This is a genomic window from Oscillatoria sp. HE19RPO (assembly GCF_024220515.1).
GTDB lineage: Bacteria > Cyanobacteriota > Cyanobacteriia > Cyanobacteriales > Laspinemataceae > Laspinema.
This window is the reverse complement of sequence record NZ_JAMXOT010000232.1, coordinates 1-10,462: the sequence shown is the minus strand read 5'-3', so window position 1 is coordinate 10,462 and position 10,462 is coordinate 1. Positions and strand designations below refer to the sequence as shown.

General features: G+C 50.3%; 11 protein-coding genes. 6 read left to right on the top strand and 5 right to left on the bottom strand.

The window, feature by feature from the left end:
* Window positions 1–222: 222 nt before the first annotated feature.
* A complete protein-coding gene (locus NG833_RS20435) occupies window positions 223–975 on the bottom strand; it encodes a hypothetical protein (protein ID WP_254567117.1) in 753 nt (250 codons plus the stop codon).
* A gap of 1,076 nt (window positions 976–2,051) precedes the next feature.
* Between NG833_RS20435 and NG833_RS20430 the strand changes: the two genes are divergently transcribed.
* Complete coding sequence (locus tag NG833_RS20430) at window positions 2,052–2,288, top strand: hypothetical protein (RefSeq protein WP_254567116.1); 237 nt, start codon at window positions 2,052–2,054, stop codon at window positions 2,286–2,288.
* 114 nt (window positions 2,289–2,402) lie between these two features.
* Here NG833_RS20430 and ilvC read toward each other — a convergent pair whose 3' ends face one another.
* Entirely contained in the window at window positions 2,403–3,398 is a 996-nt protein-coding gene (gene ilvC / locus NG833_RS20425) for a ketol-acid reductoisomerase (protein WP_015151192.1), read from the bottom strand.
* A gap of 242 nt (window positions 3,399–3,640) precedes the next feature.
* Between ilvC and NG833_RS20420 the strand changes: the two genes are divergently transcribed.
* The 3 genes from NG833_RS20420 (at window position 3,641) to NG833_RS20410 (ending at window position 5,439) form a co-directional block, all read left to right on the top strand.
* On the top strand, window positions 3,641–4,273 hold the full coding sequence (locus tag NG833_RS20420; RefSeq protein ID WP_254567115.1) for a hypothetical protein: 633 nt from the start codon (window positions 3,641–3,643) through the stop codon (window positions 4,271–4,273).
* A gap of 359 nt (window positions 4,274–4,632) precedes the next feature.
* Entirely contained in the window at window positions 4,633–5,139 is a 507-nt protein-coding gene (locus NG833_RS20415) for a DnaJ domain-containing protein (protein ID WP_254567114.1), read from the top strand.
* A gap of 27 nt (window positions 5,140–5,166) precedes the next feature.
* On the top strand, window positions 5,167–5,439 hold the full coding sequence (locus tag NG833_RS20410) for a DUF3143 domain-containing protein (RefSeq protein WP_254567113.1): 273 nt from the start codon (window positions 5,167–5,169) through the stop codon (window positions 5,437–5,439).
* 67 nt (window positions 5,440–5,506) lie between these two features.
* Here the strand turns inward: NG833_RS20410 and NG833_RS20405 are convergent, their stop codons facing one another.
* From NG833_RS20405 to lysA, 3 genes are all read right to left on the bottom strand, one after another.
* Window positions 5,507–6,256: an isoprenyl transferase gene (locus NG833_RS20405; RefSeq protein WP_254567112.1), complete on the bottom strand. Its 750-nt coding sequence runs from the start codon at window positions 6,254–6,256 to the stop codon at window positions 5,507–5,509.
* Window positions 6,253–7,209: a diadenylate cyclase CdaA gene (cdaA, locus tag NG833_RS20400; RefSeq protein ID WP_254567111.1), complete on the bottom strand. Its 957-nt coding sequence runs from the start codon at window positions 7,207–7,209 to the stop codon at window positions 6,253–6,255. The genes NG833_RS20405 and cdaA overlap by 4 nt, the downstream gene beginning before the upstream one ends.
* Before the next feature lie 228 nt (window positions 7,210–7,437).
* Window positions 7,438–8,847: a diaminopimelate decarboxylase gene (lysA, locus tag NG833_RS20395; RefSeq protein ID WP_254567110.1), complete on the bottom strand. Its 1,410-nt coding sequence runs from the start codon at window positions 8,845–8,847 to the stop codon at window positions 7,438–7,440.
* A 101-nt stretch (window positions 8,848–8,948) separates the two neighbouring features.
* On the opposite strand from lysA, the gene rimI reads away from it, so the two are divergent.
* Together rimI and NG833_RS20385 are read left to right on the top strand one after the other, a co-directional pair.
* Window positions 8,949–9,530, top strand: coding sequence for a ribosomal protein S18-alanine N-acetyltransferase (gene rimI / locus NG833_RS20390; RefSeq protein WP_254567109.1), 582 nt, complete (start codon window positions 8,949–8,951; stop codon window positions 9,528–9,530).
* Window positions 9,531–9,733: 203 nt separating this feature from the next.
* On the top strand, window positions 9,734–10,093 hold the full coding sequence (locus NG833_RS20385; protein WP_254567108.1) for a hypothetical protein: 360 nt from the start codon (window positions 9,734–9,736) through the stop codon (window positions 10,091–10,093).
* Window positions 10,094–10,462: the final 369 nt, after the last annotated feature.

Sequence of the window (10,462 nt, the reverse complement as noted above, 5' to 3'; positions counted from 1 at the left end):
GTTTCTGCATGAATCTGTGACAATTGGCAAAAAATTCGGCAAGAAACCCGGTTTCTGGTCCCCTACCCAAATTAAGAAACCGGGTTTCTGCATGAATCTGTGACAATTAGCAAAAACTCGGCAAGAAACCCGGTTTCTGGCCTCTACCCCTACCTTATGCTCCCTAATAAAAAACTCCCTCCTCAATCGGAGAGAGTTCAAGGTTTAGGTTCAGCTTAAAAGTTAACTTGCCGGAATCGCAAAACCAGAGTCATTGATGGGTTCAGCCGACTGAGGCTCGGGAGTAGTTTCTGCGGGGGTTTCCGGTGCCTGCTGGCTTTCTACCGGAGGCGTAGCGGGTTCGGCGGGTTCGGCGGGTTCCGCAGGTGCAGCCGGAGTGGAGTCTGGGTTAATTTCCGGCAGGTTGATGTTGATATTCGAGGGGGCCGCAGGCTCAGGTGCCGGTTGTTCTGCGGGAGCCTCTTGGGTTTGAGAGTTGGGGACGGTGATATTGATATTCGGGGCGGGTTCCGCAGGCGCGGGTTCCGCAGGGGGTTGCTCTTGCTCCCCGGAAGTCTCTTGCGGGACTGGAATCACTCGTTCAATCAGAGTCCGTTCTCGCTCGATGGTGCGGGTGGGTGCGGGTTCGGCTTCCGGCTGTTGAGGGACCGGGGCAGTTGCTGGAGTAGAAGCGCCATCGCGTTGGGACAGATAGTACAGAGTCCCTACCCCTAATGCGACTAAGGAGGTGAGGATAATCCCCAAGAATAAACCTCGGGCGGAATTGTCGTTATCGCGCTCTCGCCGTCGATTTTCTCGAACGTTTTCCACGACTCGACCTTGCACATAACCTTGGTTATAACCGGCATTGGCTGCGCGATCGACTCGGGCCGCTGTCGGACTCGCCGGGGGTACGCTGACTTGACCATGCCCTTGAGGTGTAGTATTCACCCGATCGGGGGTTTGATTATGGGGTTTGCGTTCGTTAGATTTCATAATGAGTTCTATCAAAAGGATTCAACAAATGGGGGTAGGTAACGTCGGCATTTTGAGACTGGAAATAACCGGGGCATTGGTTCAGGCTTTTAAAAGGTTCCAACTGAATTGAAAACAAATGGTCTACCCGGGTTCATTTTCGAGTTCATCCCTGCTTCGGGTTGGACAATCCACGAGGTCAAAACACTCTTTCAATCAAAAAGTTTTTCACTGAATGGTTGCTGGTTCAACGGGTTCACAGTGGCACGTACACCCCTTCCTTGAAAAAAATAGTTTAATAATGACGGTTCGAGAGTCTGACCAGGGTAAAATACTGTCAGACGGGAGATCGATTGTTTGGCCCATAAATCCAAAGGATTCGAGGGCGCAAAACGGCTTTTGTTCGGGCTATCTTCGGGCCGATCGCCTTCTACAGAAGACGGATGGGCACAGGAGACGTGAGTTTACCCCGATGTCCCACTGAGTCTGGCCTTGGACCGGAGAGAATCCGTAGAAACTCTTAGGTGGATTGGCCTCTTGATGAGTTGAGGATTCAACTCTGCTGTAATTTCAACTGTACTGCTTTATAATCCTGTTCGGCTCCTCCCTTGGACGGATTGACAACCCATGTAATTCGGTAGAGGAATCGTTGAAAATCCAATCGATTAAAGTAAAATCAGGGAACTTTATTTTTGAATAAGTTTTTTGGTAAAAAGCCCAGAGGAAAGGAAGAGACTCCCCGCTCTAATCCTGGGTTTAAAATTTAGTGGGTATCGGGAACAATTTCGGCTGATTTCTTTGGTTTTATTCCTTGGGAACGAGGGGTTTTCCAAGAGAAACGGTTAGAGATTGCCCCAGGAGGGAGAACAATCCGGACCGGGTATCGAGAGTTTACTGGCGATCGGCGCGAAGAGACCCCCTGGATTTAAACCCTACTCCCACCGGCGATCGCAACTCAGGACCCCCCCACCTAAAAGAATCACATCCCAGCCATCCGAAAGCTCTCCCTCATTTTCCTGAAAACCAGAGAAAATGTGATATAATCCTACCGTGTGAGCCTCACAGAACAGTGCTGTCCTTTCACTCTAAAGACACAGATGCTTAAAACCACCTTAATTACAGGCTCGATTCTCCTAGGGTTTCTGTATATCGGATTTGGCGATCAATTGACCTTTTTGCCAAAAGAAATGCGGACAACCAGCACCGAAACTCGCACCAGCCTCACGAAATTTGGCACCGGACTCATTCCGAACTGGGTTTCTAACACTAAAGAGAAACCCGATGTGTTTGACCGAACAGAAGAACAACTTCAGCAAGAAAGAAAGGGTGAGTAATGGAGTAAACGGAGTCCCCAACCCTTTGCCCATTCCATTGCACCACAGACGCGCCCGAGGGCGCGTCTGTGCTTTTTCTCCTAGAACTGTACCTAGGACTGTAGCTGTAGGGGCTTACTTTTTCTTCAGCCAGCTAAACATCGCGCGCAAATCTTTTCCGACTTCCTCAATGGGATGTTCGGCTTCTTGTCGGCGCATGGCGGTAAATCCAGCCTTACCGGATTGGTTCTCTAATACGAATTCCCGAGCAAATTGTCCCGTTTGAATTTCCTTGAGAATTTTCCGCATTTCCGCGCGGGTGGTATCGGTGACGATGCGAGGACCGCGCGTGTAGTCTCCATATTCGGCAGTATTGGAGATACTGTCGCGCATGGTGGCGAGTCCACCTTCCACAATCAAGTCAACAATCAGTTTGACTTCATGCAGACATTCAAAATAAGCCAATTCGGGCTGATAACCCGCTTCCACCAAGGTTTCAAACCCGGCTTTAATCAAGGCACTGAGGCCCCCACAGAGTACCGCTTGTTCGCCAAACAGGTCCGTTTCGGTTTCTTCGCGGAACGTCGTTTCCAGGATACCGGCGCGAGTGCCGCCAATGCCTTTGGCATAAGCCATTGCCCGATCGCGCGCTTGACCCGTGGCATCTTGATATACCGCAAATAATGCCGGAACCCCTTCTCCCTGTTCATAAGTCCGACGGACCAAATGTCCCGGTCCTTTCGGTGCCACCATCACCACATCCACATCATCCGGGGGGACAACTTGTCCGAAGTGAATATTAAAACCGTGAGCAAAACACAGTACATTGCCTGCGCTGAGATTCGGCTCAATTTCATGTTTATAAACCGACTTTTGGACCTCATCCGGCAACAAAATCATAATCCAATCAGCAGCTTTCGCGGCGTCAGCAACGCTATGCACGGTCAATCCGGCGTCTTTTGCTTTGGTGGCTGATTTGCTGCCCGGATACAGCCCGACAATGACGTTCATGCCACTATCTTTCAGGTTGAGGGCGTGGGCGTGACCTTGAGAGCCGTAACCAATAATTGCAATGGTTTTTCCGGCTAATAGGTCCAAATTTGCGTCTTCGTCGTAGTACATCCGGGCCATAAACAGACGTCTCCTTCCAGCAAGCTTCGTAAATATTGCAAACTTCGTATTGTATCAGATAAGGGGAAAGATTCCAACTATTTGTAGGGGCGCAATGCTTGCGCCCTACAAAAGGGCGCAAGCATTGCACCCCTACAAATCCACCTGGATCCGGATCAGACCCCTGGGTTTCTCCTGGAGGCGGCTTAACGCTACCCTAGAAATCGTAGGCTCGACATGATGTCCTAGGAAGGATAGAACCAATGGATGAAGTGGTAAAAAAGGTGGCCGCTTTGGGACTGCCGGGAATTATTCTGGCGATCGCAATGGCAACGACGGGATTAACAGGTTCAGCCGCGATCGCCGCTGCTTTAGCAATGTTGGGGGGTCCAGCCGGAGTCCTCGGTGGCATCGGCGTTTTGGGGATCACCGGGTTAATTGCGGAATATCTGACCCGAGAAAGTCTTGAACAGTTGCTCACCGATGTCTATCGGGTGCGGGCTCGCACCGAACGCACCCAGACGGTTTTAGGGGAGTTGGAGTGGTTACCGATTTCTGAGGAGTTGAAATCTCGTCTGGAATGGGAAGTGCGACAAGTAGGCAACCAACAGGCGAATTTTGCCACCTCAATTGGGCCCGTGACTCAGGAGGCGATCGCCCTTTTAGAGCAGGTTAAGGGCATCAACTATGCTTCAGACAGCGACTTGAAAAATTCTCGCCCAATTTTTGTTCTCCGGGATGGGACCGTGGTCCGCATCTGGAAAAATTGGCTGGGAATTGACCATATTTTCCTCGCAGATACCCAGGGGAATATTATTTATGGGGGATTTGTCAATTGGGTGGATAGCGACTCCCTGAATGAGGCGATCGCCCGGATTCGCACGGACTTTACTTAAAATCAGAACGGCGGCCAATTTGGAGAGGGACCGTTGAGTGCACAGCTACAGGACTTAGGCAATCTTTAACCTTAAAACCTAAATGTAGAGGCGATTCGCGAATCGCCTCTACATTTAGGCAAAATCTCCGTAAGTCCTGGGGTAATTCATCACTTGCCCCGACTCGGAACAGATGCGATAAACTATCTAAGGGTGTTCCAACAAATAAATTATCCAAATCCCGATGATTAAGCACCTAACAAGACTGTATTAGCCCGCGCAGGCGGGCTTCGTTCGTGTAGCCCCAGGCTTCAGCCTGCGGGTTTTTTGGGTATTTTATTTTTTTGAGTTCCCTAAAACTGACGCCAGTGGTGTGTGTTGTGACTCAAAAGCGAGTAAACTTCAACAACCGAAAACCCCCGATGCCACCGGGTACCTTGTCGGCACTGAATTATTATGCCTTGCTGGGCCTTTCCAATGGGGCAACGGTGCCGGAAATTCGCCGCGCTTATCGGGAACTGAGCAAGCGCTATCATCCCGATACCTCCTCCCTTCCCCAGGAGGAAGCGCGGGAAAAGTTTCAACAGCTTAAGGATGCCTACAAGACCCTGAGTAATGACCGAGAACGATATCTCTATGATGTGAAATTGAGACTAGAGCGGGACGGAATTGGGGGAAATGGGGTCTCTTTACCCCCGCACTGGAAACGCACCCCTGATGCTGCTTATGGGCGGTCTCCAGGGACGGGTCGAGAGCCATCTGAGCGTCCTTTGTCCGGTGGGGAGTTGTTTGTCCTGTTGATTCTGGGGATCACGTTGATCGGGTGTTTGTTGCTGGCGATCGCGATCGGGTTAACGCGAGAAAATGTCCCGTTACCCTACTTATAAACTTATTTAAGCAAGGCTAAATTTCCTATGACAATACCTTCATCAGATACTCCCCTTTATAACCATGCGCTTCCGGCGATCGAGCAATGGTTAGAGGACCAAGGATGTGAACAAGACCGAACCGAACTGCACTGCTGGCGGGTAGAACGCGCCAGTTGGAATGCAGAACTCGTACTGGATGTGGATCATGTCACTGTCCGCTATATCAATGCTGAGGGTGGGGTGCAAGATGTTCAACGCTCCTTCAAATATTCCCTCAGTCGGCGAGATATTGAAGAAGCGATTTTTAGTGGACCCTAGGGTCATTGGTCATTGGTCATTGGTCATTGGTCATTGGTTGAGGGGAGAATTGGGGGATGGGGGAGGGTTAGACTTTGCCGAAACGGCGTTCTCGTTTTTGATAGGAACGGAGGGCGTAATGGAATTCTTCGCGGTTAAAATCTGGCCAGAGGGTTTCGGTGACATAGAGTTCGGAATAGGCGACTTGCCAGAGGAGAAAATTGCTTAGACGCATTTCGCCACTGGTGCGAATCAACAAATCCGGGTCCCCGACTTCCGAGGTGTAGAGATGACTTTCAAATAACGCCTCATCGATTTGTTCAGGTTGAATTAAACCTTGCTGAACCTGTTCGGCGATCTCCCGACAAGCTTGGACGATTTCTTGACGACCCCCGTAGTTCGTGGCGATGGTAAAGTGAATCCCCTTATTATTGCGAGTATTTTCCACCGATCGCCTGATTTCTTCTTGGAGAGATTTCGGCAAAGACTCTAGGTTTCCGACAAAGTTAATCCGGACATTTTCCTCCATCATCTCCTGGAGTTCTTGGCGCAGGACCCGTTCAAACAGGGTCATCAAAAAATTTACTTCTTCGAGGGGACGCCCCCAATTTTCACTGGAAAACGCATAAACCGTGAGGGCCGCAATTCCCCAATCCCGACAGCAGCGCAGGAGGTCCTTGAGGGTATCGACTCCCCGCCGATGCCCCATAAACCGGGGCATTCCATGAAGCTTCGCCCATCGACCATTTCCATCCATGATCACTGCTACGTGCTTGGGGAGTCTCTCTGTGTCGAGGTCAGCAGGCAACTGTTGTAAAGCTGATGGCTTGGTAATCATTTTTTCTCCCGTGAAGCCGATGATGGAAGACGGAGCAAGCGTAGCACGAGTCCGACTGCTTTTGATACTAACTGACGAACTAAATTTCGCAAATCTGGAGCAACGGGTTCCCGTTCGATGGTTTGTGAAAATCGGGCTTGTAGTAGTTCCTTAAGTTTACTGCTCGTTAAAGGTCGATTCAGGGTACCTTTTTCGGCCAAGGAGATCGAGCCGGTTTCCTCGGAGACGACAACACAAACGCAGTTTTCGACTCGTTCCGTAATCCCCATTGCGGCACGATGGCGGGTTCCTAACTGTCGCGAAGCGGTGCGATCGGACAAAGGAAGAATTACCCCTGCGGCCATAATTCGAGAAGCGCGAATTAATAGTGCCCCATCATGCAACAGGGTACTGGTCTGAAAAATGGTCTGCAAGAGTTCTTTAGAGACTTCGGCATTGATTTTTACCCCGGGAACGGAAAAATCCCGTTCGTCGATCGGACCGCTGGTTTCTAAAATCATCAAAGCGCCGGTGCGGTTTTGGGAGAGTTCCTTGACTGCATCGACGATTTCATCAATGACACTATCGGGTTTAGGAATAATCTGGCGGTAGGGTTGAAACAGTTGCCGGATTTCGCCTTTACCCAATTGTTCCAAAAATCGGCGGAATTCCGACTGCAGAATCACCGCCATTGCCACTGCCGAACCGATCACTAAATTATTGAGAACGAAACTCAACAGATTGAGTTCAAGGCGGCTACTGATCGCTGATGCGACCATCAGAATGATAAACCCACGAACGATCCACAAGGTGCGGCGCTCCCCAATGATGACGAGTACCATATAGGTCAAGGCCAAAACCAAGAGGATGTCCAGGGGATTTTTAATCCAGTTCGTCCAAATTTGGACCAAGTGAAGCACCAAGGACTGAGTCCAGTTCGGGTCGATCGACAATTGCTCCCACAAATATCCCATCGGATCTCGATTAACCTTGCGCTTCTACATGACGAGATTGATAGGCTGGCAACCTCGCCAGCCTCTTGCTTTTTCGGGGGTTTTAACCCACAGGTGGTTGATCCCAAGCCGTTGTCTCGCCCCTGGCGATCGCCCCAACACTGGAATCAGTGTTTAACCCTTTACATGGCTCAACTCCAGAAGTTTTAAGGACTCACACCGCCGGTTCTGGTCCGAGATCAATGGCGATTAACTCAGATGAGCCAGTCTTTCAGGTAGGCGATCTTGTCGAATTAAATCTTCGTAAGTTTCCCGAGCCAGGATGATATTCGCAATGCCATCGTTGACTAATACGGCAGCGGGTCTGGGCACCCGATTATAATTCGAGGCCATGCTGTAATTGTAAGCACCTGTGGTCATGACGACTAGAATATCGCCGCTTTCTGTTTGCGGCAGACTGGCTTGATGAATTACGATGTCCCCCGATTCGCAGTGCTTACCGGCTATGGTAACAGTTTCAGTCAGGGGTGCGGACATCCGATTAGCAACCAGGGCTCGATAAACGGATTGGTAGGTAATCGGACGGGGGTTATCGGACATCCCGCCATCGACGGAAAGATAGGTGCGGATTCCGGGTACCTGTTTTTGTGCGCCTAGGGTGTAGGCGGTGACGCAAGCTGGACCAATTAGCGATCGCCCCGGTTCACAGAGCAATTTCGGTAAAGCCACTTGGTGGGACTCGCAGGCTGCGGTAATCGCTTCGCTAACGCCTTTGACCCATTCCTCAATACTCGGCGGATCGTCGGCTTCCGTATAGCGAATGCCTAATCCGCCTCCAACATTCAGTTCCGTCACCGGGAGTTCGTAGGCAGCAGCTTGTTTTAACCACTGTACCATCACGCCAGCTAGGTCCCGATGGGGTTGCCGTTCAAAAATTTGGGAGCCAATATGGGCATGGAGTCCAATGCAGGTTAAGACGGGATGCTGTTGGACAAAGGCAAAGACTTCCTCGATTTGGTCAGGATCAAAGCCAAATTTACTGTCAAGATGTCCGGTGCGGATATATTCATGGGTGTGACACTCGATCCCCGGGGTGAACCGCAACATGATGCGGATGGCAGACTGTCCGGTTTCGGTGGCGATCGCCACTAATTGATGCAAGTCCTGCCAGTTATCGGCAACCACGGTACAGCCGCTGGCAACAGCAATCTGTAATTCTTCTTTAGATTTGTTGTTGCCATGGAGATAAATGTTTTCCGGGTTTAAACCGGCTTCTAGGGCCGTGTAGAGTTCACCGCCGCTGACGACATCGATTCCGAGGTTTTCTTGGCCGACGACTGCGCAGATGGCCAAGCAATTCCAAGCTTTCGATGCATACAACACCTGAGATTGACCGGGATAGTACCGCGCAAAGAAGTCCCGATACTGTCTGGCCCCTTCTCTGAGGGTGTCTTCGTCCACAATATAAAGGGGCGAACCAAACTGTTCGACCAAGGTAACGACATCACATCCGCCGATTTCTAGGCGATCGGCTGGGTTGACTCGGGCGGTGAGGGGGAGCAGTTCCTGGTTGGGCGATCGCCTCTCGGTGGCGCTACTGGATTGAGTTAGATACTGACGGCCTGTTTTCTGAACCGCCTGGGTTTGAATGGATACCATATTTAAGAATTTGTATGAGGTTAGGTCGATCCGCGTAAGTGGCTTCGTTTTCCAGTGTACAATCGTCTCCTGTCCTTTCTCCAATCAAACTCGGCTGTTTTGTGCCTGTTTTATTACTCAACCGACTCACCCCCGACCTGTTAGAGTCTGTCGTGGAACTCGATCAGCGTTCTTTGGGCGGAATGTGGAGCTTTGATGCCTATCAGCGCGAGTTCAACAGTCCTAACAGTGATTTGCTGGTGTTATCGATTCCCTCAACAGCGGACTCTTCTGATTCTCCAGACTCTACTCCCGTTTCCCCCCTCGTGGGCATCGGTTGCCTCTGGTCGATTTTGGAGGAAGCTCATATCACGGTTTTAGCGATTCATCCCGATTATTGGCATCAGGGTTTCGGTCAGTCCCTCCTCTATGGGTTGTTGGCTTGTGCTCGTCAGCGAGGACTGGAATGGGCTACCTTGGAAGTGCGTCGCTCTAATCAACGGGCTTTGTCCCTCTACCAAAAGTTTGGTTTTAGAGAGGTTGGCTTTCGCAAACGGTACTATAAAGACACGGACGAAGATGCCCTGATTTTTTGGCTCTCCGGTTTGCATAAACCCGAATTCACTGACAGTTTAGGGCAGTGGGAAGCCATTGTGCGCGATCGCCTCGGACAATCCGGCTGGTCTTTATCGGTACATCTTTAGGATGATGATTTTTGGCTAGTTTTTGGTATAATGTTATCAGATTTTCTGAAACTTTAAAAACCACTTTAAAAAGTTGGGGTTTCATGACGATCGCAACAGCAGACCCAGGGTCTGACTGTTGAATTTTTCATTGACGAGTTAAACAGCATTCTTTCTTACCTTGTCTAGTAAAACCACCCTAAAATATCTCAGGGGGTATATATATGCCAAAACTACTGTCTACACTACTGACTTTCGCGGGAGTCAGTCTGAGTCTGACCGCGATGGGACCGGCAACAGCAATGACTTCTGAACAGTTGATTGCACAGGCTCCTGAAACAACGTCCGAGCCTACCGAGACGATGGCGCAAACGGATATGGGCGATCGGGCTGATCTGGAACGGGGAATTAGTGATTTTGACTGGGATCTCCCCAATCAAAACCCCGAAACTCAATTCGGCACTCCCCTCCTCCTTCCCATCCGACTCACCGCTCCTTCCCAGGAAAGCGAGGGTGATGGGTTAGCGGTTCAAATCGATTTCACTCGGTTAGATCGCTTAGAACAGGTTGAGGGCCAACGGTGATTGATTTCAGCTTAAAGGGGAGGGTGGCAACGGCTACCCTCCCCTTTCTCATGGAGAGAGGGCTATAAAAACCCGCAGCGTCAAGCCTGGGGCTATACGGACAAAGCCCGCCTGCGCGGGCTAAGAGAGAGAACTGATAGTCTATAAAAAATAGCCCTGTCCATAAGATAACTTTGATGACCAAAAAGAGTAATGGAATGTAGCCGCGCTTCGAGAAGCGCCAGTCCATAAGATAACTTTAATCCCCAAAAAACTCATGTAGCCGCGCTTCGAGAAGCGCCAGTCCAAAGATAACTTTAATCCCCAAAAAACTCATGTAGCCGCGCTTCGAGAAGCGCCAGTCCAAAGATAACTTTAATCCCCAAAAAA

What these genes read in the sequence shown, in the direction of transcription:
- NG833_RS20435 (WP_254567117.1), bottom strand. Translation starts at nt 975, where the DNA reads ATGAAATCTAACGAACGCAAACCCCATAATCAAACCCCCGATCGGGTG.
- NG833_RS20430 (WP_254567116.1), top strand. Translation starts at nt 2,052, where the DNA reads ATGCTTAAAACCACCTTAATTACAGGCTCGATTCTCCTAGGGTTTCTG.
- ilvC (WP_015151192.1), bottom strand. Translation starts at nt 3,398, where the DNA reads ATGGCCCGGATGTACTACGACGAAGACGCAAATTTGGACCTATTAGCC.
- NG833_RS20420 (WP_254567115.1), top strand. Translation starts at nt 3,641, where the DNA reads ATGGATGAAGTGGTAAAAAAGGTGGCCGCTTTGGGACTGCCGGGAATT.
- NG833_RS20410 (WP_254567113.1), top strand. Translation starts at nt 5,167, where the DNA reads ATGACAATACCTTCATCAGATACTCCCCTTTATAACCATGCGCTTCCG.
- NG833_RS20405 (WP_254567112.1), bottom strand. Translation starts at nt 6,256, where the DNA reads ATGATTACCAAGCCATCAGCTTTACAACAGTTGCCTGCTGACCTCGAC.
- cdaA (WP_254567111.1), bottom strand. Translation starts at nt 7,209, where the DNA reads ATGGGATATTTGTGGGAGCAATTGTCGATCGACCCGAACTGGACTCAG.
- lysA (WP_254567110.1), bottom strand. Translation starts at nt 8,847, where the DNA reads ATGGTATCCATTCAAACCCAGGCGGTTCAGAAAACAGGCCGTCAGTAT.
- NG833_RS20385 (WP_254567108.1), top strand. Translation starts at nt 9,734, where the DNA reads ATGCCAAAACTACTGTCTACACTACTGACTTTCGCGGGAGTCAGTCTG.